The sequence below is a fragment of the Burkholderia sp. Bp9015 genome, from assembly GCF_003853505.1.
In the GTDB taxonomy this organism is placed as follows: domain Bacteria; phylum Pseudomonadota; class Gammaproteobacteria; order Burkholderiales; family Burkholderiaceae; genus Burkholderia.
Genome location: NZ_QTPZ01000010.1, coordinates 155140 through 178898, shown reverse-complemented (window position 1 = coordinate 178898; position 23759 = coordinate 155140). Strand labels below are relative to the sequence as shown.

Annotated in this window: 19 protein-coding genes; 11 read left to right on the top strand and 8 right to left on the bottom strand. The window is 69.9% G+C overall.

What is annotated here, in order from left to right; all coding sequences use genetic code 11:
• Together DIE12_RS13635 and DIE12_RS13630 are read right to left on the bottom strand one after the other, a co-directional pair.
• The gene (locus DIE12_RS13635; protein WP_124485426.1) at nucleotides 1-1680 is read right to left on the bottom strand and encodes a bifunctional protein tyrosine phosphatase family protein/NAD(P)/FAD-dependent oxidoreductase; all 1680 of its coding nucleotides are present in this window, start codon (nucleotides 1678-1680) and stop codon (nucleotides 1-3) included.
• A 29-nt stretch (nucleotides 1681-1709) separates the two neighbouring features.
• Nucleotides 1710-2639 carry an MBL fold metallo-hydrolase gene (locus DIE12_RS13630; RefSeq protein ID WP_409333454.1) on the bottom strand — a complete coding sequence of 310 codons (930 nt, stop codon included), beginning with the start codon at nucleotides 2637-2639 and terminating at the stop codon, nucleotides 1710-1712.
• 204 nt (nucleotides 2640-2843) lie between these two features.
• Between DIE12_RS13630 and DIE12_RS13625 the strand changes: the two genes are divergently transcribed.
• The 4 genes from DIE12_RS13625 to DIE12_RS13610 all read left to right on the top strand — a co-directional run bounded on the left by DIE12_RS13625 (nucleotide 2844) and on the right by DIE12_RS13610 (nucleotide 6008).
• Nucleotides 2844-4241, top strand: coding sequence for a sigma-54-dependent Fis family transcriptional regulator (locus tag DIE12_RS13625; RefSeq protein WP_124521701.1), 1398 nt, complete (start codon nucleotides 2844-2846; stop codon nucleotides 4239-4241).
• A gap of 306 nt (nucleotides 4242-4547) precedes the next feature.
• A complete protein-coding gene (locus DIE12_RS13620) occupies nucleotides 4548-5108 on the top strand; it encodes a DUF2975 domain-containing protein (protein WP_124485429.1) in 561 nt (186 codons plus the stop codon).
• A gap of 8 nt (nucleotides 5109-5116) precedes the next feature.
• Nucleotides 5117-5341 carry a helix-turn-helix transcriptional regulator gene (locus DIE12_RS13615; RefSeq protein ID WP_124485430.1) on the top strand — a complete coding sequence of 75 codons (225 nt, stop codon included), beginning with the start codon at nucleotides 5117-5119 and terminating at the stop codon, nucleotides 5339-5341.
• Nucleotides 5316-6008, top strand: a complete 693-nt coding sequence (locus tag DIE12_RS13610; RefSeq protein WP_124521703.1) for a hypothetical protein — start codon at nucleotides 5316-5318, stop codon at nucleotides 6006-6008. Before DIE12_RS13615 ends, DIE12_RS13610 begins: the two co-directional genes overlap by 26 nt.
• A gap of 145 nt (nucleotides 6009-6153) precedes the next feature.
• On the opposite strand, the gene DIE12_RS13605 is transcribed toward DIE12_RS13610, so the two are convergent.
• The 4 genes from DIE12_RS13605 to DIE12_RS13590 all read right to left on the bottom strand — a co-directional run bounded on the left by DIE12_RS13605 (nucleotide 6154) and on the right by DIE12_RS13590 (nucleotide 13175).
• On the bottom strand, nucleotides 6154-7182 hold the full coding sequence (locus DIE12_RS13605; protein WP_124485432.1) for a MerR family transcriptional regulator: 1029 nt from the start codon (nucleotides 7180-7182) through the stop codon (nucleotides 6154-6156).
• Between the two features lie 127 nt (nucleotides 7183-7309).
• Nucleotides 7310-8917, bottom strand: coding sequence for an efflux transporter outer membrane subunit (locus tag DIE12_RS13600; protein ID WP_124521705.1), 1608 nt, complete (start codon nucleotides 8915-8917; stop codon nucleotides 7310-7312).
• Between the two features lie 2 nt (nucleotides 8918-8919).
• Nucleotides 8920-12069: an efflux RND transporter permease subunit gene (locus DIE12_RS13595; protein ID WP_124521707.1), complete on the bottom strand. Its 3150-nt coding sequence runs from the start codon at nucleotides 12067-12069 to the stop codon at nucleotides 8920-8922.
• The gene (locus DIE12_RS13590) at nucleotides 12066-13175 is read right to left on the bottom strand and encodes an efflux RND transporter periplasmic adaptor subunit (protein WP_124521709.1); all 1110 of its coding nucleotides are present in this window, start codon (nucleotides 13173-13175) and stop codon (nucleotides 12066-12068) included. The genes DIE12_RS13595 and DIE12_RS13590 overlap by 4 nt, the downstream gene beginning before the upstream one ends.
• Before the next feature lie 191 nt (nucleotides 13176-13366).
• Here DIE12_RS13590 and DIE12_RS13585 point away from each other — a divergent pair, with 191 nt between their 5' ends.
• Nucleotides 13367-13987 carry a TetR/AcrR family transcriptional regulator gene (locus tag DIE12_RS13585; protein ID WP_124485436.1) on the top strand — a complete coding sequence of 207 codons (621 nt, stop codon included), beginning with the start codon at nucleotides 13367-13369 and terminating at the stop codon, nucleotides 13985-13987.
• Nucleotides 13988-14093: 106 nt separating this feature from the next.
• On the opposite strand, the gene DIE12_RS13580 is transcribed toward DIE12_RS13585, so the two are convergent.
• On the bottom strand, nucleotides 14094-15827 hold the full coding sequence (locus DIE12_RS13580; protein WP_221621948.1) for a ClcB-like voltage-gated chloride channel protein: 1734 nt from the start codon (nucleotides 15825-15827) through the stop codon (nucleotides 14094-14096).
• A 115-nt stretch (nucleotides 15828-15942) separates the two neighbouring features.
• Complete coding sequence (locus DIE12_RS13570; protein WP_124521711.1) at nucleotides 15943-17019, bottom strand: YeiH family protein; 1077 nt, start codon at nucleotides 17017-17019, stop codon at nucleotides 15943-15945.
• Between the two features lie 111 nt (nucleotides 17020-17130).
• Here DIE12_RS13570 and DIE12_RS13565 point away from each other — a divergent pair, with 111 nt between their 5' ends.
• The 6 genes from DIE12_RS13565 (at nucleotide 17131) to DIE12_RS13540 (ending at nucleotide 23755) form a co-directional block, all read left to right on the top strand.
• Nucleotides 17131-18024, top strand: a complete 894-nt coding sequence (locus DIE12_RS13565) for a LysR family transcriptional regulator (protein WP_124485439.1) — start codon at nucleotides 17131-17133, stop codon at nucleotides 18022-18024.
• Between the two features lie 162 nt (nucleotides 18025-18186).
• Nucleotides 18187-18951 carry a sugar phosphate isomerase/epimerase gene (locus DIE12_RS13560; RefSeq protein ID WP_124521713.1) on the top strand — a complete coding sequence of 255 codons (765 nt, stop codon included), beginning with the start codon at nucleotides 18187-18189 and terminating at the stop codon, nucleotides 18949-18951.
• Nucleotides 18952-18979: 28 nt separating this feature from the next.
• Entirely contained in the window at nucleotides 18980-19972 is a 993-nt protein-coding gene (locus DIE12_RS13555; RefSeq protein ID WP_044848249.1) for a sugar kinase, read from the top strand.
• 165 nt (nucleotides 19973-20137) lie between these two features.
• Nucleotides 20138-21418, top strand: coding sequence for an MFS transporter (locus DIE12_RS13550; RefSeq protein ID WP_044848248.1), 1281 nt, complete (start codon nucleotides 20138-20140; stop codon nucleotides 21416-21418).
• 5 nt (nucleotides 21419-21423) lie between these two features.
• Nucleotides 21424-22389, top strand: coding sequence for an NAD(P)-dependent oxidoreductase (locus DIE12_RS13545; protein WP_044848268.1), 966 nt, complete (start codon nucleotides 21424-21426; stop codon nucleotides 22387-22389).
• A gap of 322 nt (nucleotides 22390-22711) precedes the next feature.
• Nucleotides 22712-23755 carry a LacI family DNA-binding transcriptional regulator gene (locus DIE12_RS13540; protein ID WP_124485442.1) on the top strand — a complete coding sequence of 348 codons (1044 nt, stop codon included), beginning with the start codon at nucleotides 22712-22714 and terminating at the stop codon, nucleotides 23753-23755.
• Nucleotides 23756-23759 lie beyond the last annotated feature (4 nt).

The window sequence follows — 23759 nt, the reverse complement described above, 5'->3', positions numbered from 1 at the left end:
TCAACGTGCGATCGCGGGCTTCGCGAGCCATTCGCGGCCCTTGAGCATCGCCTTCCAGTAGAGCGGCGGCAGCACGCGCTCCTTGAGCAGCCACGCGAGCCGCGACGGGCGCCGGCCGTCGATCAGCCACGCGGGGAAGGTCGGCGCGACCTTGCCGCCGTACAGGAATTCCGCGAGCACGATCTTGCCGCGCTCGACGGTGAGCGGGCACGAGCCGTAGCCGTCGTACGCGGCGTCGCCGCGCGCGCGGCCCAGCGACGCGAGCACGTTGTGCGCGACGACGGGCGCCTGCTTGCGGGCCGCGGCGGCGGTTTTCGCATTGGTCGTGTTGGTGACGTCGCCGAGCGCGAAGATGTCCGCGAACTGCTTGTGCCGCAGCGTCGCCGGATCGACGTCGATCCAGCCGGCCGCGTCGGCGAGCGGGCTCGCGCGCACGAAATCGGGCGCCTTCTGCGGCGGCACGACGTGGATCATGTCGAACGGGCGCTCGACGGTTTCCGTGCCGCCGTCGGGCAGCGCGCGCTTGAACGTCGCGCGCCGCGCCGGCCCGTCGATCGCGACGAGGTTGTGGCCGAACGACAGCGCGATGTCGTAGCGTTTCACGTACTCCATCAGCGCGGGCACGTAATCGGCGACCCCGAACAGCGCGCCGCCCGCGTTCAGGAACTCGACGTTCGCGGCACCGAGGCGGCCCGCGCGCCGCCAGTGATCGCACGACAGGTACATCGCCTTTTGCGGGGCGCCCGCGCACTTGATCGGCATCGGCGGCTGCGTGAACAGCGCATTGCCGCCGCGGAACGCCTGCACCAGTTCCCACGTGTACGGCGCGAGATCGTAGCGATAGTTCGACGTGACGCCGTTGCGGCCGAGCGTTTGAGCGAGGCCGTCGATCGCGTGCCAGTCGAGCTTGAGGCCCGGGCACACGACCAGCTTGAGGTAGCCGATGCGCCGGCAGCCGTCGAGCACCACCGTGTGCGTGTCGGGCTCGAAGCCGGCGACGGCGGCCCGGATCCATTTCACGCCGCGCGGCAGCAGGTCGACGATCGGGCGCGCGGTCGTGTCGGGCCGGAACACGCCCGCGCCGACCATCGTCCAGCCCGGCTGGTAGTAGTGCGTATCGGCCGGGTCGATCACCGCGATATCGAGCGATGCGTCGCGTGCCAGCAGGCTCGACGCGACCGCGACGCCGGCCGCACCCGCGCCGACGATCACGATGTCGTGCCGCGCGTCGACGGCCGGCGCGGCCTGGCGGCCGTCTTGCGCGAGATCTCGCGTGAGACGCGGTGCGAGCGCGCCGAGGTCGTAGCCGGCCGTGGCGGCGATCGCGACGATGTCGCCGGCCGGGCGACGGCCTGCCTGCGAGAGCGCCCACAGCGTCGCCGAACGCGTGCCGCTGCGGCAGTACGCGAGTACCGGGCCGGCGAGCGACGCGACGAGCGTGCCGAACTGCGCGGCCTGGTCGTCGGTGACCTTGCCGGTGTCGACGGGCAGGTAGTGCACGGCGATGCCGAGCGGCGCGGCGGCGGCGCGGATCTCGGCGACGGTCGGCTGGTCGGCGCCTTCGCCGTCGGGGCGGTTGCAGACGATCGTGCGGATGCCGGCCGCGTGCAGCGCGGGCAGGTCGGTCGCGGCGATCTGGGGCGAGACCGACAGCAGGTCGGTCAGCGGGCGGATGGTCATGTCGGGGGTTCTCCGGTCGGGGCGGCGGCTCAGATCGCGTCGAGCGGGATCTTCAGGTAGCGCACGCCATTGTTTTCGGGCTCGGGCAGGTGGCCGGCGCGCATGTTGACCTGCACCGACGGCAGCATCAGCACGGGCATGTCGAGCGTCGCGTCGCGCGCGGTGCGCATGGCGACGAAATCGTCCTCGGTCACGCCGTCCTTCACGTGCACGTTCGCGCGACGCTGCTCGGCCACCGTCGTCACGAACTGCACGTCGCGGCCGCCCGGCTGGTAGTCGTGGCACAGATACAGGCGCGTGTCGGGCGGCAGGGCGAGCACGCGCGCGATCGAACGGTACAGCGTGCGCGCGTCGCCGCCCGGGAAGTCGCAGCGGGCGGTGCCGTAGTCGGGCATGAACAGCGTGTCGCCGACGAACGCCGCGCGCTGCGTCGCGTCGTCGACGCAGTAGGTCAGGCACGCCGGCGTATGGCCCGGCGTGTGCAGCGCGCGGATCGTCAGCGCGCCGAGCGCGAGCGTGTCGCCGTCGTCGAGCAGGCGGTCGAACTGGCGGCCGTCCTGCGCGAAGCCGGGGCCGGCGTTGAACAGCGTGCCGAATACGTGTTGCACGCGGCGCACGTGGGCACCGATCGCGATCTGTCCGCCGACATGCGCCTTCAGGTACGGCGCGGCCGACAGATGGTCGGCATGCACGTGCGTTTCCAGCAGCCAGTGGACGGTCGCGCCGAGTTCGGCGACGCGCGCGATCAGCCGGTCGGCGCTGGCGGTGTGCGTGCGGCCGGATTTCGGGTCGTAGTCGAGCACGCTGTCGATCAGCGCGCATGCGCGGCTTTCGGTGTCGAGCAGCAGATAGCTGACGGTGTGGGTCGCCGGGTCGAAAAAGCCTTCGACCGACAGCAGGGGGGCATGGCTCACGGGATGTCCTCGATCGGGTTCTGCGTCTGCAATCGGACATCCCATGTTCAAGAAGCATGCCAATTCGCGCCGCGCTGCCGGATGATGTGGCAGGTAATTGATTCGGCTCGGATTTTTGGCGTGGCCGCGGTGGGTCGCAGGCACCGGCGACGGGGTGCTGTCGACGTCGACTGCCATATCTGGCAGCGTCGTGGCAGAATTGGCAGTCTGCCTGGCAGTCCGTCCGCCCATCCGTTTCCGAGCCTCCCGATGAATCCGCACGACACCATTCCGATCGTTCCCGCGCCGTCGCGCGACGTCATGCCCGACGTGCGCGCGCTCGTCGCGTATCTGGAACAGGATCCGCAGCCGATGATCGTCGTCGATCCCGACTACCGCATCCTCGCCGCGAACGATGCGTACCGGCGCCAGTTCGGCGTGGCGGGCGTCGAGCACGTCGGCCGGCACTGCTTCCGGGTTTCGCATCATTACGACGTGCCGTGCGACCAGGCGGGCGAGCATTGCCCGATGAAGCAGGCGCGCGAGTCGCGCAGCCTGAACCGCGTGCTGCACATACACCATACGCCGCGCGGCCCCGAGCACGTCGACGTGGAGTTGCGGCCGATCTTCGATGCGCGCGGCGACGTGATCGCCTACGTCGAGCGGCTGACGACGGTGCGCAGCGCGTCGGCGCAGCCGAGTGCGGAAGGGCTCGTCGGCGGCGCAGACGCGTTCAATGCGGCGCTCGGCGCGCTGCAGCGCGTCGCGCCGTCGATGCTGCCCGTGCTGCTGCTCGGCGAATCGGGTACCGGCAAGGAACTGTTCGCGCGGGCGCTGCACGAGGCGAGCGAGCGTGCGATGGGGCCGTTCGTGGTGGTCGACTGTTCGGGCATCGCCGAGACCCTGTTCGAGAGCGAACTGTTCGGCTACGAGAAGGGCGCGTTTACCGGTGCGAACCAGCGCAAGCCGGGCCTCGTCGAGACCGCGCAGGGCGGCACGCTGTTTCTCGACGAGATCGGCGACGTGCCGCTGCCGATGCAGGTGAAGCTGCTGCGGCTGATCGAGTCGGGGACGTTCCGGCGCGTCGGCGGCGTCGAGGCGCTGCGCGCGGATTTCCGGCTCGTCGCGGCGACCCACAAGCCGCTGCGCGAGATGATCGACGACGGCCGGTTCCGTCAGGACCTGTACTACCGGATCAACGCGTTCCCGATTCCGCTGCCCGCGCTGCGCGAGCGGCGTGGCGACGTCGCGCTGCTGGCCGAGTCGATCCTGCGGCGCATCGCGAACGCGCGCGCCGGCGCGGGCGACGCGAGCGCGCGGCCGTTCGCGGCCCGGCCGTTCGTGCTGACCGAGCGCGCGCGCGCGTGCCTCGACGCGTATGCATGGCCGGGCAACATCCGCGAACTGCGCAACGTGCTCGAGCGCGCGTGCCTGTTCGCGGACGACGGCACGATTCGCGTCGAGCATCTGCCGGCCGAGCTGGTCGCGGCGTCGGTGACACCACCGGCGCGTGCGGCGGACGCGCGCGGCGTGTCGGACGCGGAGCTCGTGCGGCTTGCGAGCACGTTCGACGGCACGCGCAAGCAACTGGCCGAGCACGTCGGGATGAGCGAGCGCACGCTGTACCGGCGGATGAAGACGCTCGGGCTCGGGGTGCGCGACCGGTGAGCGGGCGCGTCGTGCCTGGCTGCCGCCGACCGGTCGCATCAAGCGGCAAGCTGATGGACGGCGGCGCGCCGCCTGTGCCGAATGCGGACCCGAACGCCCGGCCCGTGTTCCTTCGCGACATGACGAAGCGCGGGCGCGCGATCGGCCTGCACGACGATCGCCGATTGCCCGGCCGGTCGGGCGAGCTGGCAGTCGGCTGTCATGATTGACGATAAAAAATGACTGTTCTGCACAAAATAATTATCGTTTTACGATAATTATCTGGCTTACAATCGATGCGTGTTCACACCGTATCGAGGAGGTCGCATGCATTCCGATCGCATTGCCCGTATCAGTCAGCGCATGGCTACCGTCACGCTGTGGTTCATCGTCGGCATGCTGGTGCTCAACGCCGCGTGCTGGGCGTTCCCGTCGTTGAGCGCGGCCACCGGGCCCGGCCTCGTATTCGGCCTCACCGATTCGGTGGTCACGAACCTGGGCGTCGATGTCGGCGCGTTCCCGTGGTGGCAGAAGGCTGTCGGCATCCTGCTGTCGAGCGTCCCGCTCGTTGCGCTCGCGGGCGGCCTGCGCCACTTGCGCGAGCTGTTCCGGACCTACGCTCGGCGCGACTATTTCTCGGCGCAGGCGGCCGGCCATCTCGGCAAGACGGGGCGCGCGATCGGTCTGTGGGTGCTGTTGAGCCTGCTGTGCGAACCGCTGCTGAGCGTGTGGGCGACGTTTCGCGAACCGGTCGGCCATCGCGTCGTCAGCATCGGCTTCAGCCTGCCGTACGTCGTCGCGCTGTTCACGGCGGCCTGTATCGCGGTGATCGCGCACATCCTGCGGCAGGCGAGCGAGCTCGATGCCGAACACCGGCAGTTCGTCTGAGGCGCGCGATGTCGATCGTGGTCAAACTCGATGTGATGCTCGCGACCCGCAAGGTCCGCTCGAAGGATCTCGCGGCGGCCGTCGGGATCACCGAACCGAACCTGTCGCTGCTCAAGCAAGGCAAGGTCAAGGGCATCCGCTTCGCGACGCTGGAGGCGATCTGCCGGTATCTCGACTGTCAGCCGGGCGACCTGCTCGCGTTCAGCGATGACGGCGGCGGCGAGCCGGATTGACGTGCCGCACGCGCCGAGCGTCGACGCGGCGCGGCGGCGTCGGCCGGGCATCGTGGCAGTTGCAGGCGTGATCGCCGTGTTGCTGCATGCGATCGGTTGGTATGCGCTGCAGCGGATGCCGGCGGCGCGCCGGCCGGTTGCGGCCCGGGTCGATGCGTCGTCGGGCCGGATTGCATTGAGCGTCCGGTTGATTCCCGTGACGCCCGAACCTGCGCCCGCAACCGAGGTCGACCGGCGCACCGGTCCGACAGCAGCCATGCGAGAGACGCGCGAACCGAAAAGCCGTTCCGGCGCAGCGGCGACGCCGCGCCGGGCGACACGTTCGCTTGCGGCCGCGCCCGCGCAGGCAACGACCGGCGGCGCGCCGGATTCGGCTGAAAGCAGCCCGGTGCGTGCGCCGACCCCCGAGGTCGACTGGGGGCGTGATCTGGCGACGATCGGCACGCGTCGTGCGACGGGGCGCAGCCCTGCGGCGGCCACGGTCGGTGCGCTGGGCGCAGCGTCCGGCCTCCCGGCCGCGCGTCGCCATTCGGTCGACGAGACGCTGGCAAGCGGGGTGGCGGACGCACGGCGCGCCGACTGCCGACGCGCCTACTCGGGTGCCGGCTTGCTCGCACTCCCGATGCTCGCGCTGGATGCGGTTCGCGATACGGGCTGCAAGTGGTGAGGAAGCACGCGGCTCGGCGCTGCCGGTGAGACGCGATCGCGCGGCGTTTTCGACGCGCGGCCGGATACGAGCCGGTTCGCCTGACGACGTGTCCGGGCGGCGCGCAACGGCCACGCACCGCCCGGGCTGCCGGGGCGTTGGACCCTCAACGCGCCGGCGCAAGCTGCGCCATCGCCTCGCGCATGAAGCCGAGCAGCGTGTCGTCGACCCATGAGTCCTTCGTCAGCGCCGGCTCGGTCATCATCGCGTTGCGGAATTTCGCGTGCGTGGCCGGGTCGTTGCCCGCGTAGCTGCGGAACAGGTCGAGCCAGCGTTGCGCGAGCGCGCGGCCTTCCGGTGAATCGGGCTGCGCGCCCGCATCGATCGCGTCGCGCACGTCGCCCATCAGTTGCGGCCATTCCATCGAGCGTTCACCGAAGTGCGCCCGCATGAAGCGGATCTCGTCCGGCGCGAGATACTTCTCGAAGATCCGCATCTTCGTTTCCGCGGACGCGCGCAGCACATAGTCGCGCAGCACGGTCGAGATGCCGAGTTTCGACTGCATCGACGGTTCGCGCTCGTGCATCAGGTTGAGCTTCGCCAGCAGCCGCGGATCGTTGTTCGTGTCGCGCACGAGCAGCGCCATCCAGCGGCCGGCAAGCGCGCGAGCGCGCTCGTCCTCCGGCGGCACGCCCGCGTCGTGCAGCGCACGCACGTCGGCGACGAGCGCTGTCCATTCCGCGTCGCCGGCCTGGCTCTTGCGATACATCGGCAGGCGCGCGAGTTCTTCCTCGGAAAAGTATTTGTCGTACACGGTCATCAACTCCAGTGTGGTGAGCCAGTCGGCCAGCTCCGGCTCCGTGCCCGCGGCGAGCTGCGCGTGCAGGTGCACGAGACGCTCGCGCAGCTGCGCGGTCTGCGCGAGCTGGTGGTCGAGCGACGCGATCTGCCTCGCGACGAGCGCGACGAGCGGGGTGCCGGGCCGGTTCAGGTAGTCGCCGATTTCGGCGAGCGACAGTCCGAAGCGACGCAGGGCCTGGATCTGGTGGAGCCGGGCGATGTCGTCGCGGTCGTACAGCCGGTAGCCGTTGTCGGCACGCGCCGAAGGCGTCAGGAGGCCGATCGCGTGATAGTGATGAAGCGTGCGGACGGTCAGGCCGCTGCGTTTCGCCAGTTCTCCCACTTTCAGCCGCATGGTGTCCTCCGTTCGGTGCGCACACTGGAGTCTCGAACGTTACGCTACGTGAGGGTCAAGCGGAAGATCGCGGATCGGCGCGCGGGGTTGGTCCCGCGCGCCCGACGCAAACGGCGCGCTATTGCGGTCATTGCGGTGGCGGCGGCGCGTCGGGCGTGACCGCGCGCGCCTGGGCGCCGGGGGAGATTCGAGCCGCGTTGCCGATGTCGCCGGCCGGGTCGGCCTTTCCAGCCTTTTCGGCTTTTTCAGCCTTGCCGGCTTTGCCGGCCGGGTCGACCGGCGGCGTGCCCATCGCCTGATAGAGCCGCGCGGTATCCGCGAAGCGTGCGCCGGTCGCGCGGATCTCGTCGAGCCGCGCGTTGCGGTACTGCAGCTCGCTTGCTCGCGCGGCCGACGGCGGCAGCGCGCCGAGCCGCACGCGGGCGGCCGCGTCGTCGTACGCGCCGCGCGCGGACAGCGCGGCCCGCGACGACGCATCGAGCGCCTCAGCATCGTGCTCGAGCGCGGCGAGCGAATCCGCGACGTTCTGGAAGGCGGCGAGCACGGTCTGTTTGTACTGGTCGACCGCCGCCTCGTAGGTCGCCTTCGCCGCACGGCGCTGCGCGAGTAGCGCGCCGCCGTGGAACAGCGGCTGGCTCAGCGACGCACCGACGTTCCAGATCGAACCGGCGCCCGACAGCATCGCCGGCCAGCTGAAACCGCCTTTGCCCATCGCGGCCGACAGCGACAGCTGCGGGAACAGTTGCGCGGTCGCGAGGCCGACTTCGGCGGCGGCTGCCTTCAGCCCCGCGTCGGCGGCCTGGATGTCGGGGCGGCTTTGCAGCAGGTCTGACGGCACGACCACCGGTACTTGCGCGGGCAGGTGAAGGTCGGCGAGCGTGAGATCAGCGGGCGGCCGGTCGGGCGTACGGCCGACCAGCACGGCCAGCGCATGGCGCGCCGAGTCGCGCTGCTGGCGCAGCGCGGGCAGGCTCGCGGCGAAGGTGTCCGCGCTTTGCTGCGCGTTCAGTGCGTCGCTGCGCGATGCCGAGCCGAGCGCGTAGCGGCGTTGCGCGTCGTGCGCCTGGTCGTTCGCGAGCGCGACGAGCCGTTCGGTGGTGGCGATCTGCGCGTTGAGCACCGACACCGTGATCGATGCGGTGACGATGTTCGCGGCGAGTGCCCGGCGTGCCGATTCGAGCTGGAACGCGCTGACGTCGACGCGTTTCGCAAGCGCCCGGTTCGCGAAGCGCGATACGCCGAACAGGTCGACCGTATAGCTCGCCTGCAGTTGCCCGACGAACGTGTCGTACAGCAACGTCGGCGCGCCGAGCGCAGGGATCGGCACGCCGAGCGCACGCTGGCGCGTGGCCTGGCCGCCGGCGTCGATCGACGGCAGCATCGAGCTGCCGATCTGCCCGCGCAACTGCTCGCGCGCGGCATCCAGCGAGTGCGCGGCGGCGCTGAGCGTCGGGCTGTTGCGCAGCCCTTCGTCGACGAGTGCGTTCAGCGCATCCGAACGGTACTGCGTCCACCAGTCGGGCACGGGCTGCGCGCCGACGTCGAACTGCTGCGCGACGCCTTGCGCGGCGACGGTCTGCGGCACTTGCGGCGCGGCGCCGTAATGCGCGGGCGACGGCATCGCGGGCGGCTCGCCGCTCGGCGCGAACCACGCGCAGCCGGCGAGCGGGCCGGCGAGGCTCGCGGCCGCGACCACCCGCGCGGCCTTCGTTTTCAGGTTCATCGACAGTTCCATGGTCAGGCTCCCGACGGCGCGGCAGGCGTGCCGCCGTCGTGCGGCGGGGCGTCGCGCGGGTCGCGTTCGTCGCGCTTCACGCGGAACCACGCGGCGTACAGCGCGGGCAGGTAGAACAGCGTCAGCACGGTCGCGCTCGTGATGCCGCCCATCAGCGCGGTCGCCATCGGCCCGAAGAAGTTCGAGCGCAACAGCGGGATCAGCGCGAGCACGGCGGCCGCGGCCGTCAGCGTGATCGGGCGGAAGCGCCGCACGGTCGCGCCGACGATCGCGTCGAAGCGTCCGTGGCCGGCCGCGATGTCCTGCTCGATCTGGTCGACGAGAATCACCGAGTTGCGCATGATGATCCCGAACATCGCGATCACGCCGAGCATCGCGACGAAGCCGAACGGCTGGCCGAACAGCAGCAGCGTGCCGACCACGCCGATCAGGCCGAGCGGGGCGGTCAGCACGACCATCAGCACGCGCGAGAAACTCTGCAGCTGGATCATCAGCAGCGTGAACACGGCGATCGCCATCAGCGGCATCTGCGCGTTGATCGACGTCTGCGCCTTCGCACTTTCCTCGACCGACCCGCCGATGTTGATCTGGTAGCCGACCGGCAGTTGCGCGCGCAACGCATTCAACTTGCCGTCGATCGCATGCGTGACGTCGATGCCCTGTGCGCCGGCGCGGACGTCGGACTGCACGGTGATGGTCGGCTGGCGGTCGCGTTCCCACACGACGCCGTATTCGAGCGTCGGCGTGAAGCGGCCGAGCGAACCGAGCGGCACGGGGCCGTTCGGCGTCGGCATCGCGAGGCCCGCGAGCTGCGCGGGATCGACGCGATCGGCGCGCGGCGCACGCAGGTCGACCGCGATCAGCTTGTCGCGTTCGCGGTATTGCGTGACGGTCGTGCCGGACAGCGTCATCGCGAGGAAGCTCGACACGTCCTGCGACGTGACGTTCAGCTCGCGCGCCTTCTTCTGGTCGAGCTCGAAGCGCACCGAACGTTCGGCCGGCTCGTCCCAGTCGAACTGCACGTTCACCGTGCGCGCGTCGCCGCGCATCGTCGCCGCGACCTTCTCGGCGATCGCGCGCACCGTCGCGATGTCGTCGCCGCTCACGCGGAACTGCACGGGATAGCCGACGGGCGGCCCGTTCTCGAGCCGCGACAGGCGCCAGCGCACGGCCGGGAAGCGGTCGCGCAGCGTGGTCTCGAGCCAGGCCGCGAGCTTCTCGCGATCCTCGACCGATTTCGCGGTGACGACGAACTGCGCGAAGTTCGGCAACTGCAGCTGTTGGTCGAGCGGCAGGTAGAAGCGCGGCGCGCCGCTGCCGACGAAATTCACCGAATGGTCGATTTCGGGCCGCTTGTCGAGCACCTTCTCGAGGCGTTCGGTCTCGCGCAGCGTCGCCGCGAACGACGCGCCTTCGGGCAGCCGCAGGTCGATCAGCAGCTCGGGGCGATCGGAGCTCGGGAAGAATTGCTGCGGCACGAGCGAGAAGCCCGCCAGCGCGACCACGAACAGGGCGCCGGTGATCAGCAGCACGACGAAGCGCCGCTCGATGCACCAGTCGATCCAGCCGCGCAAGCGCGTGTAGAAGCGCGTGTCGTAGATGTCGTGCTCGTGATCGTCCGGCAGGTGCGCTTCGTGCGCGTGCTTCTTGCGTTCGGGCAGCAGGTGGAAGCCCAGCAGCGGGATCAGCACGACGGCCGCGAACCACGATGCGATCAGCGCGATCGCCGACACCTCGAAGATCGAGCGCGTGTACTCGCCGGTACTCGATTTCGCGAGCGCGATCGGCAGGAAGCCCGACACGGTGACGAGCGTGCCCGTCAGCATCGGGAACGCGGTGCTCGTGTACGCGAATGCGGCGGCGCGCGCGCGGCTGTAGCCCTGCTCGAGCTTCACGGCCATCATCTCGACCGCGATGATCGCGTCGTCGACGAGCAGCCCGAGCGCGAGCACGAGCGTGCCGAGCGACACCTTGTGCAGCCCGATGTCGAACAGGTACATGAACAGGGCGGTGACGGCGAGCACGACCGGAATCGAGATCACGACGACCATTCCGGTGCGCAGGCCGAGCGACACGAGGCTCACGACCAGCACGATCGCGACCGCTTCGGCGACGGCTTCGAGGAAGTCGTCGACGGAATGCGCGACCGCATGCGGCATGCTCGACACCAGCGTCAGCTTGAGGCCGGCCGGCAACCGCGCCTGCAGATCCTTCGATTCGGCGTCGAGCGCCTTGCCGAGCCGGATCACGTCGCCGCCCGGCTGCATCGTCACGCCGATGCCGAGCACGGCGTGACCGTTCGCACGCATCTGCGTGATGGCCGGATCGTCGTAGCCGCGCTTCACGGTGGCGAGATCGCCGAGCCGGAACGTTCGGCCGTTGATGCGGATCAGCGTGTCGGCGATCGTGGCGACGTTGTCGAACTGGCCGCTCGGCCGCACGAATACGCGGTCGTCGGCGGTCGTCAGCACGCCGGCCGACGAGATGTCGTTCTGCGCGTTGATCGCCTGCCCGAGTTGCTGCGGCGAGATGCCGAGGCGCGTGAGCTGCGCATTGTTCACCTCGATGAAAATCCGCTGGTCGGGATCGCCGAAATAGTCGACCTTGCCGACGCCGGGCACGCGCAGCAGCACGGTGCGCAGCTGGTCCGCATAGTCGTGGAGCTGCGCGGGCGTGAAGCCGTCGCCTTCGAGCGTCCAGATGTTGGTGTAGACGTCGCCGAACTCGTCGTTGAAGAACGGGCCCTGCACGCCGGGCGGCAGCGTATGGCCGATGTCGCCGACCTTCTTGCGGATCTGGTACCAGGTCTCGGGCACGTCCTGCACGGGCGCCGAGTCCTTCATCGTGAAGAAGATCAGCGATTCGCCGGGCCGCGAATAGCTGCGCAGGAAGTCGATGGCCGGCGTTTCCTGCAGCTTGCGGCCGATCCGGTCGGTCACCTGTTCCTGCACCTGCCGCGCGCTCGCGCCGGGCCAGAACGTGCGGATCACCATCACGCGGAACGTGAACGGCGGGTCTTCGGATTGCGCGAGCCGCGTGTACGCGAGGATGCCCGCGAGCGTCGCGAGCGCGATCAGGTAGACGACCAGCGCCTGGTGGCGCAGCGCCCATGCCGACAGGTTGAAGCGGCCTTCTTCGCGGGGGCTGCTCATGACGCGAAGTCCTCCGCGTGCAGCGGGGCGACCGGCCGCACCTTCTCGCCCGCGCTGACCGTGTGCACGCCTTGCAGCACGACGCGCTCGCCCGGCTGCAGCCCGCTCGACACGGTGACCGTGCGTTCGTTGAAGCGCGCGACGTCGACGCGGCGCAGCTCGAGCGTGTCGTCCTTCGTGCGCACGACCCACAGGGCCGGATGCGGGCCGTCGTGGAACAGTGCGGTCGCGGGCAGCGTGATGCTCGGCGCGTTGCCGGCAACCGGCGCGCCGTCGAACGCGACGTTCGCGGTCATCCCGAGGCGCACGGTCGGATCGGGCGCGGCGAGCGTGAGCTTCACACGCCAGGTGCGGCTTTGCGGATCGGCGGCCGGCGCGATTTCGCGCACCTTCGCGGCGAACTGGCGGCCCGGCAGCGACGGCAGCGTGACGCTCGCCGCGTGACCGGGCGCGAGCGATGCGAGCGCGGCCTCGGGCACGTCGCTGACGACGTCGACGTCGCCCGACCACGCGAGCTGGTAGACGGCCTGGCCGGCCGATACGTTCTGGCCGGTGTCGGCCTGCTCGGCGGTGATGGTGCCGGCGTGATCGGCGACGAGCGTCGCATAGCGGAGCTGGTTCTTCGCAAGCGCGAGCTGCTGCTGCGCCTGGTCGCGCTGCGCGAGCGCCGACGTGTAGCTGTTCTCGGTCTGCTCCAGCTGCGCCGTTGCGATCAGGTTCTCGCGCGCCTGCGCGCGATCGCGATCGCGCTGCTGCTTCGCGAACGCGAGGCTGTGCGACGCGGCATCGAGTTGCGCCTGCGCGCTCGCGACGTTCTTCTCGACGTCGGACGGATCAAGCAGCGCGACGACCTGGCCGGCCTTGACGGTATCGCCGAGCCGCACCTTGCGCTCGACGATCTTGCCCGCGATGCGGAACGACAGCGGCGTCGCATAACGTGGCTGGATCTCGCCGGGCAGCGTGGCGGCGGCCGCGGCGCCGTCGGCGCGCGCGGGCAGCGCGACGACCGGGCGCGGCGCGGGCGGCGCGGCTTCCTTCGGATGACAGGCGGCGAGGACGAGCGCGGTGCCGACCAGCAGCACGGCGCGGGAACCGGAGCGATTCACGAAACCCCCAGATGAGGTGAGAGCGGAACGAAGCCGGCAAGCGCGGCGGGCGCTTGCCCCGAGTGGCGCCAGTCCGGCGCACACGAACACAGCCGAACGGGGTCGTTCGGAAACTGCGGTGGATTCTAATACACTGCTGTATCTGAATGCAAAGATGAATCTGAAAGGAAGTTGGTGCTAGACTGCGCGCCATGAAACCTCAGCGCTTAACTCGCGAGCAGAGCAGGGACCAGACGCGCGAACGTCTGCTGACTGCCGCGCACCGCATTTTTATGAAGAAAGGCTTTGTCGCGGCGAGCGTCGAGGACATCGCCGCGGCGGCCGGCTACACGCGCGGCGCGTTCTACTCGAACTTCCGCAGCAAGTCGGAACTGCTGCTCGAATTGCTCGAGCGCGACCACGATTCGGTGCGGGCCGATTTCGAGGCGATCTTCGAGATAGGCGGGTCGCGCGAGCAGATGGAGTCGATGGCGCTCGCGTACTACCGGACGCTGTTTCGCGACGACGAATATTCGCTGCTGTGGGGCGAGGCGAAGCTGCAGGCGGCGCGTGACGCGAAGTTCCGCGTGCGCTTCAACCAGTTCCTGCACGGCAAGCGGCTGCAGATGGCCGAATTCATCCAGCGCTTCGCGGAGCGCGCGGGCACGCCGCTGCTGCTGCCGGCCGAGACGCTCGCGTTCGGCCTGATGTGCCTGTGCGACGGCGTGCAGTCGTACTACACGGCCGACCCGCAGCACGTGTCGGCCGACGTGGCCGAATCGGTGCTCGCAGGGTTCTTCGCACGGGTCGTGCTGGGGCGCGCGCCGGACTGAACGGCCGGGCGGGCGGACGGAGAAGCGGGCGCGGCCTACGGGTGGTGCGCCGGTGCGGCGACCGACAAGGCCACGACGCCACATCGGGCGCCGCGCACCGGCGCCGTCACCGCTCGCCGGTCATCCGCCGGTACGCGTCGAGCAGCGACGTCTTGTAGACGACGCCCGCGAGCGTCGGCTCGGCTTCGCTTTCGATCACCGGCAGCCGTTCGCCCTGGAACGCCATGAAGCGTTCGAGCGCGGTCGCGAGCGGCATGTCGGGCGTGAGCAGCGGAAACGGCGTATGCGTGTAGTGCGCGGCCGTCTTGTCGGTCGTGTCGCGCTTGTCGAGCAGGTCGGACGTGATGTCCTTCAGCGCGACCGCGCCGCGGAAGCGCCCGGCGTCGTCGGTCACGTACAGATACTTCACCGGATATTCGAGAAACACGCGCGTCATGTCGGCGACGCTCGCGGTGAGCGGCACGATCGTCTGCGCGGGCTGGATCAGCTCGCGCATCTGGGTGGTGCGCAGCCGCAGCCGTTCCTGTGCGTCCTGGTGATGGTGCAGCGTGATCTCGTACATCGACGTCGTGCCGGTCGCGCGCGCGACGAAATACGCGAACACGCACGACACCAGCAGCGGCAGCACGACCTGGTAGCTCAGCGTCATCTCGAAGATCATCAGGATCGCCATCAGCGGCGCCTGCGTGGCGCCGGCCAGAAACGCGCCCATCCCGACCATCGCATACGCGAAGTACGCGGACGTGTGGCCGGGCCACAGCGCGTGCATCGCGAGCCCGAACAGCGAACCGAACACGGCGCCGACGAACAGCGTCGGCGTAAACACGCCGCCGACCGCGCCGGAGCCTGCGGTCGCGGCGGTCGCGATCACCTTGAACACCAGCACCGCGACGAGCGCCTGCCAGGTCCACGGCGCATGCAGGATGTGGTTCACGACGCTGTAGCCGTTGCCCCACACGTCCGGAATCCACACCGAGATCACGCCGACCACGAGGCCGCCGAGCGCGAGCCGCACCGGCAGCGGCACGGGCAGCCGCTTGAACTGGTTCTTGGACGCATCGAGCAGGTGCAGGAACTGCGGCGCGAGCACGCCGCACAGCGCGCCGAGCACGACGAACAGCAGCACTTCGGCGCCCGTCACGGCCGGGAACACCGGCATCTCGTACGGTGGCCGGTAGCCGGCGAATTCCCGCATCACGATGTTCGCGACGACGGACGCGACGACCATCGGCCCGAAGCTCTCCATCGCGATCGTGCCGAGCACGATCTCGGAGACGAAGAACGCGCCGGCGATCGGCGCGTTGTACGCGGACGTGATACCGGCCGCGGCGCCGCACGCGACGAGCAGGCGCAGGCGCGGCGGGTCGAAGTGCACGAAGCGGCCGACCAGCGACGCCGCGAGCGCCGCGAGCTGCACCATCGGGCCTTCGCGGCCGATCGAGCCGCCGCTGCCGATCGTCAGCAGCGACGACACGCTGCGCCACAGGCTCTGCCGCACCGGCACGACGCCGTCGCCGAGCGCGACGGCTTCCATGTAGTCGATGTTGCCGGATTTTCGGTCGCCGCGCGTCGCGAGCAACAGCACGCAGCCGGCGAGGAAGCCGCCCGCGGCCGGCATCCAGAAGCGCACGTACCAAGGCAGGCTTTTCGCCATCTCCACGAAGCTGCCGCTGTGCCCCGAGATCAGGCGCTGCATCAGGTCGATGCCTTCGCGGAACGCCATGGTGGCGAAGGCGCCGCCGACGCCGACGACGGCCGACCAGATCAGCATCGTATGGGCGTCCGACAGGCGGAACAGCGTCTGGGCGCGAGTGCGCAGCTTCAGCAGGAACGAGAGCACGGCTGAAAGAGGGTGATGAAGAGGACGAAGGAAAACGACGCGAAGCATAGCACTGCGCCGCGCCCGCGGGACCTTCCCGTCGGGCGCGGCGCGTGTCGCGGCGTGGCTGCGCGGCTCAGCCAAGCCAGTGCTGTACCGCCCAGGTGATCCCGTAGCCGCCGGCGATCAGCCACACGTACAGGATCAGGCCGGTGGTCAAGGCGCGCGGGCCGGCCTCGCGGATCTGCGACACGCGGGTCTCGATGCCGAGCGCGGTCATCGCCATCGTCAGCGCGAAGGTGTCGAGCAGGTTCAGCGTGTGCGTGACGTCGGCGGGCAGCACGTTCAGCGAATTGACGATCACGAAGCCGAGGAAGCCGAGCGCGAACCACGGCACCGCCACCTTGCGCTTGCCTTGCGCGCCTTCAGCGGTCGCATCGGCCGAGCGCGCGGAGCGGGCGAGCCACCAGCCGAGCGTGAGCAGCACCGGCACCAGAAGCATCACGCGGGTCATCTTCACGATGGTCGCGACGTGCGTGACCTCCGGACTGATGTCGCTCGCCGCGCCGACCACCTGCGCGACCTCGTGGATCGTGCCGCCGAAGAACAGGCCGAGGCCGGTCGGGTCGAGGTTGAGCAGGCCGGCGTGATACGCGAACGGGTACAGGAACATCGACAGCGTGCCGAACAGCACCACGCTGCCCACGGCCATCGCGCTCTGGTGCGGCTTCGACTGCAGCGTCGACTCGAACGCGAGCACGGCGGCCGCGCCGCAGATCGCACTGCCGGCGGCGGTCAGGAGCGCCGCGTCGCGATCGAGCTTCATTACCTTCATGCCGACCCAGGTGCCGATCGCGAGCGTGCTGACGACGATCAGCACCGACACCGTCAGGCCCGGCAGGCCGACCTGCGCGATTTCCTGCAGGCTCACGCGCAGGCCAAAGAACGCGACCGCGATGCGCAGCAGCTTGCGCGCGGAAAAGTTGATGCCGGCCGCCCAGCTCGCGGGCATGCCGTCGCGCAGCGCGTTGCCGTACAGCGCACCGGCGACGATGCCGACGATCAGCGGCGACAGGCCGAGCCCGGCGACTGCCGGCAGTTGCGACAGACTCGTGACGGCGGCGGCGAACAGCGCGACGAACAGCACGCCGTTCAACTGGCCGCGCAGCGACGGCGCGGCGTGGGCAAGATGGGGAGTCGGAGCAGTGGACATGGGGCACCGTGATCAAGCAGGTTGCGATGGCCTAATCCTAGTTTGGTTATATCGATATGAAAAATTGTGATTTGTGACGTAAACTATCCGGGAAGCCGATAATTCATCCCCATGACCCCGGATCAACTGATAACGTTCGCGGCCGTCGCCGAACATCTGAACATCAGCCGCGCTGCCGTGGCGCTGCATCTGTCGCAGCCGGCGGTATCGGGCCAGCTGCGCCTGCTGCAGGACGAGTTCGGCGAGCCGCTGTACCAGCGTGACGGCCGCGGCATCCGCCTGACGCCGGTCGGCGAGCAGCTCGCGCAGTACGCGAAGGCCCAGCGCGACACGTTCGCGCAGGCGCGCGCGTTTCGCGACGCGGTGCGCGGGCTCGACGCCGGCACGCTGCGGATCGGCGCGAGCACGACGCCGGCCAGCTACCTGCTGCCTTACCTGATCGCGGCGTTCCAGCCGCGCGTGCCGCGGGTGGCGATCCACACGATGAGCGGCAACACGGCCGACGTGGTCGCCGCGTTGGCATCGCTCGACATTGCGATGATCGAAGGGCCGCCCGGCGAGGCGCTGCCGCCCGGCACCGCCGTGCACGCATGGCACGAGGACGAGATCGTCGCGGTCGTGCCGGCCGGGCATGCGCTCGCCGCGCCCGAGTACGCAGCCGGCGTCACGCTCGAGGCACTCGCCGTGCATCCGCTCGTGCTGCGCGAGGAGGGCTCCGGCGTGCGGCAACTCGTGGAACGCGCGTTCGCGCACGGCGGCGCGCCGATGCGTGTCGCGTTCGAGATCGCCGGTGTCGAGGCCGTGAAGGAGGCCGTGCGCGCGGGGATGGGCGTCGGCTTCGTGTCCGCGATGTCGCTGCGCCACGAGGGTGCGGCGCTCGTGCCGCGCTCGCTCGCCCCCGCGCCGCTCACGCGTCATTTCTCGATCCTGGTGCCGCACGGCGCGGCGCCGTCGCGCGTGGCCGCCCAGTTCCTGGAAATGAGCCTCGCGCACGACGCCGGGTAGACACCCGAAGCCGGTCCTGGAGCGCCGGATGCCCCTGCGCCCGCGCACGTTCGTGCGGCGGCCATCCTTAGGGATTTCCTCTATGGCGTGCGCCCGGGGCGAAGCGCACCATCCGTCTCAAGCAAATGGAACCGGTTCCATTCCGGAGAAAAAAGGGCAGACATGGCAGACATCGTGATCGTGGCGAGCGCATTCGGGATGGACCGCGTGCGTCAGGAGGGCCACCGTGCATTCATCGCGACCGCGGCGGCATCCGGTGCGACCGGCTTCGAGGTGCGGCGCGAACTGTTCGCATCGGACGACGACGCGACGCCCGGCGCGCTGGCCGAGCTCGGCACGGCGCTCGCCGCGCACGGGCTGTGGTCGGTCTATTCGACGCCGGCCACGCTGTACACGGAAACCGGCGCGCTCGACGCCGAAGCGCTGCGCGACACGCTCGTCGAAGCCGACGCGCTCGGCGCGCGCTTCGTCAAGTTCCAGCTCGGCGGCTTCGCCGGCAACGCGCACGCAGCCGAGATCGTCGCGCTGTCGCGCGGCGCGCGTGCCCGCGTGGTGGTCGAGAACGGCCAGTTGCCGGTGGGCGGCGCGCTCGTGCAATTCAGCGGGCTGTTCGCGGCGCTGGCCGAGGCGGGCGCGCCCGATGCGCTCGGCATGACGTTCGACATCGGCAACTGGCAGTGGCCGGGCGAAGCGCCGCTCGCATGCGCGCACGCACTCGCGCCGCATGTGGAATACATTCATTGCAAGGCAGTCGCTGGCGAGGGCGCGCGCCGTTTCGCGGTGGCGCCGGCGCCGGGCGACACGCTCGTCACGGGCGTGCTCGCGGCCCTGCCGCAAGCGGCGCCGCGCGGCATCGAATTCCCGTTCGATGCGGCCGACCTGGCGGGCGATGCCGGCCGGCGCGTCGCGTGGCTCGCCGCCGCGTGACGCTCGAAGGATACGGAGGAATGCACTCATGAAGGCAGCACTCGATGTCGTGACCTACGGCGAAGCGATGGCGATGTTCGTCGCCGCCGAGCCCGGCCACCTCGCGCACGCCGCGCAATTCACGAAACGGATCGCGGGCGCGGACCTGAACGTCGCGATCGGCCTGTCGCGGCTCGGCTTCCGGGTCGGCTGGATGAGCCGGGTGGGCCGCGATTCGTTCGGCGGCTACGTGCTCGACACGCTCGCGCGCGAAGGCATCGACGCGTCGTGCGTGACCGTCGATCCGCGCTATCCGACCGGCTTCCAGCTGAAGTCGCGCAACGACGACGGCAGTGACCCGACCGTCGAATATTTCCGCAAGGGCTCGGCCGCGAGCCACCTGTCGTGCGACGACTACGTGGCCGACTACGTGCTCGGCGCACGGCACCTGCATTTGACGGGCGTCGCACCCGCGATCTCCGCGACGTCGTGCGAGCTTGCGTTCCGGCTGGCGCGCGAGATGCGTGCGGCCGGCAAGACGATCTCGTTCGATCCGAACCTGCGCCCGACGCTGTGGCCGTCCGCCGACGTGATGGCGAAGACGCTGAACGCGCTCGCGTCGCTCGCCGACTGGGTGCTGCCGGGCTTGGCCGAAGGGCAGCAGCTCACCGGGCACGACACGCCGGCCGACATCGCGGGCTTCTACCTGGCACAGGGCGCGCGCGGCGTGGTGATCAAGCTGGGCGCCGACGGCGCGTACTTCCGCACGGCCGACGGCCGCGAGGGCACGGTGGCGGGCGAGCGTGTCGCGAACGTGGTCGACACGGTCGGCGCCGGCGACGGCTTCGCGGTCGGCGTGGTCAGCGCGCTGCTGGAAGGCCGCTCCGTCGAGCAGGCGGTCGCGCGCGGCAATCGCATCGGGGCGCTCGCGATCCAGGTGATCGGCGATTCGGAAGGCTTGCCGACCCGCGCGGCGCTCGATCGGCTCGAAAACGTCAGCAATCGCGCCGATCGCCTAGAGGAAACCGTCACCGCGCAATGAGAGGCCGGACACGGCACAATCCGCGGACCCAATTCGTGCTTCGTGCACGGTTTTGCATGAGGCCGGAGCAGGCGCCATCGCGCCGACGCCGGTCGATTCCCGAAAGGACGGGAGCGGAGCCGGGCGTTTGACCCGCCCACTCCGATCACCCAAGGAGACACTCTGATGGCAGCCAATCTCGCAGCACGACGCTGGTGGACGATCATGCCGATCGTGTTCATCACCTACAGCCTCGCTTACCTCGACCGCGCGAACTACGGGTTCGCTGCAGCCGCCGGCATCAACCAGGACCTCGGGATCAGCAAGGGCCTGTCGTCGCTGATCGGCGCGCTGTTCTTCCTCGGCTACTTCTTCTTCCAGATTCCCGGCGCGATCTATGCGGAGCGCCGCAGCGTCAAGAAGCTCGTGTTCGCCAGCCTCGTGCTGTGGGGCGCGTGCGCGGCGCTCACGGGGGTGGTCACCAACATCCCGTCGCTGATGGCGATCCGCTTCGTGCTCGGCGTGGTCGAGGCGGCGGTGATGCCGGCGATGCTGATCTACATCAGCAACTGGTTCACGAAGAACGAGCGCTCGCGTGCGAACACGTTCCTGATCCTCGGCAACCCGGTCACGGTGCTGTGGATGTCGATCGTGTCGGGCTATCTCGTGCACGAATTCGGCTGGCGCCACATGTTCATCGCCGAAGGCGTGCCGGCCATCATCTGGGCCGTATGCTGGTGGTTCCTCGTGCAGGACAAGCCGGCCGATTCGCCGTGGCTCACCGCGCAGGAAAAGCGCGACCTCGACGCCGCGCTCGCGGCCGAACAGGCGGCGATCAAGCCCGTGCGCAACTACGGCGAGGCGTTCCGCTCGCCGGCCGTGATCAAGCTGTGCGCGCAGTATTTCTGCTGGAGCATCGGCGTGTACGGCTTCGTGCTGTGGCTGCCGTCGATCGTCAAGAACGGCTCCGAGCTCGGGATGGTCGCGACCGGCTGGCTGTCGGCGCTGCCGTACCTCGCGGCGACGATCGCGATGCTGGTCGCGTCGTGGGCGTCCGACAAGGTCGGCTCGCGCCGCGGCTTCGTGTGGCCGTTCCTGCTGGTCGGCGCGGCCGCGTTCGCCGCGTCGTATGCGCTCGGCTCGTCGCACTTCTGGATCTCGTATGCGCTGCTGGTCGTCGCGGGCGCCGCGATGTACGCGCCGTACGGCCCGTTCTTCGCGATCGTGCCGGAACTGCTGCCGAGGAACGTCGCCGGTGGGGCGATGGCGCTGATCAACAGCATGGGCGCGCTCGGCTCGTTCGTCGGCTCGTATTTCGTCGGCTACCTGAACGGGGCGACCGGGTCGCCCGTCGCATCGTATGCGTTCATGAGCGTCGCGCTCGTCGCCGCGGTGATCCTCACGCTGTCCGTCAAACCCCAGGCGCGCGATGCGCACCCGCTCGCGACGCCGCTGCAAGGAAAATGAAAACGATGAAGCCTCGTATCGTCGCGTACAAGCCGCTGCCCGATGACGTGCTCGCGTACCTGCGCGAGCATGCGGAGCTCGTGCAGGCCGACGGCGCCGACGCGCTCGCCGACGCCCTCGGCGACGCGGACGGCGCGATCGGCGCGAGCCTGAAGGTCACGCCGCAGATGCTCGATCGCGCGCCGCGGCTGAAGGCCTGGTCGACGATCTCGGTCGGCTACGACAACTTCGACGTCGCGGATCTCACGCGGCGCGGGATCGTGCTCGCGCATACGCCCGACGTGCTGACCGAATCGACCGCCGATACCGTGTTCTCGTTGATCCTCGCGTCCGCGCGGCGGGTGGTCGAACTGGCGGAGTGGGTGAAGGCCGGCCACTGGCAGCGCAGCATCGGCCCCGATCTGTACGGCACCGACGTGCAGGGCAAGACGCTCGGCATCGTCGGGCTCGGGCGGATCGGCGGCGCGGTCGCGCGCCGCGCGGCGCTCGGCTTCCGGATGCAGGTGCTGTACACGAACCGTGCCGCGCACGCCGAAGCCGAGACGCAGTACGGCGCGCGCCGCGTGACGCTCGACGAGCTGCTCGCGCAGTCGGACTTCGTGTGCCTGCAGGTGCCGCTGTCGCCGCAAACGCATCACCTGATCGGCGCGGCCGAATTCGCGAAGATGAAGCGTGGCGCGATCCTGATCAACGCGTCGCGCGGGCCGGTGGTCGACGAGGCCGCGCTGATCGACGCGCTGCGGGCCGGCACGATCCGCGGCGCGGGGCTCGACGTGTTCGAGAAGGAGCCGCTGGCGGCGGACTCGCCGCTGCTGCGGATGAGCAACGTCGTCGCGCTGCCGCATATCGGCTCGGCGACGCACGAGACGCGCCATGCGATGGCGCGCTGCGCCGCGGAAAACCTGGTCGGCGCGCTGGCCGGCACGCTGCGCACGAATCTCGTCAATCCGGACGCGCTCGCGCGCGTCTGAGCGGCGGCGGCCGGCCGGCGGGCCGCCGCCGCCGTTAGAGTCGATGGTCTTGGTGCGGGAGGGCAGGCTGCGTTATGATCGCCCGCTCGTCGCGCATCGACGACCCGGCCACGCGGCCGGCGGCGTCCGGCGACGGGCATCCGTGCCAGCCCGGTGCGGCCGATCGCCGTGCGTGTCAGGCGAGCGGAGCGGACGCGAAGGCGCCGGCTTCGATCGACCGCGAAGCAGGGGAGCGGCGGCGTGCGCCGGGGGGCGTTCGTATCCAACAACAAAGGTCCGTCCGCACACGAAGCGGCGCGGATCGTACGTCGCGAGGCACGACTTGAGCGATTCGCAACCTTCCACGCAGCGTCCGGCGACGATCAGCGACGTCGCACGCGAAGCAGGCACGGGCAAGACCAGCGTTTCGCGCTATCTGAACGGCGAGACGCACGTGCTGTCCGCCGATCTGCGCCAGCGGATCGAGACGGCGATCGCGCGCCTGAACTACCGGCCGAACCAGATGGCGCGCGGGCTGAAGCGCGGCCGCAACCGGCTGCTCGGCATGCTCGCGGCCGACCTGACCAATCCCTATACCGTCGAAGTGCTGCTGGGCGTCGAGGCCGCGTGCCACGCGCTCGGCTACATGCCGCTCATCTGCCACGCGGCGAATGAAGTCGAGATGGAGCGGCGCTTCCTGCAGCTGCTCACGACCTACCGGGTCGAAGGGCTGATCGTCAATGCGCTCGGCGCCGAGGAAGACGTGCTGCGCCCGCTGCGCGGCGGCGGCATCCCGGCCGTGCTCGTCGACCGCACGGTCGAGGGCTTCGAGGCGGACCTGATCGGGCTCGACAACACCGATGCGATCGAGACGGCGCTCGCGCACCTGATCGCGCGCGGCTTCGATGCGATTCATTTCGTCGTGCAGCCGTTCGAGCGCGTCAGCTCGCGGCGCCTGCGCGAGGCCGCGTTCCGCGCGGCGCTCGAGGCGCGCGGGCTGCCGGTGCCGCCGACGGTCGTGCTCGACCTGAACGAGCCGGCCGCGGCCGCCGTGGCGCTCGCCGACCTCGACGCGCGCGTCGACGCGGCCACGCAGCGCGGCGTGCGGGCGGCGCTGTTCGCCGCGAACGCGCCGGTCGCGCTCGCGATCGCGCGCCACCTGCGCGCCCGCTTCGGCGCCGCATGGCAGGAAAAGGCCGCGCTGCTGTCGATCGACGATCCGGAGTGGGCCGAGCTGATCGGCATCACGACGATCCGTCAGCCGACCTACGAGATCGGCTACAAGGCCGTCGAATTCGTGCACGAGCGCATCGACGGCGCGGTCGGCGACGTGCGCGTCGCGATGCTGCCGGGCGAGCTGATTGCGCGCGCGTCGACCGCAAGCTGAGTAT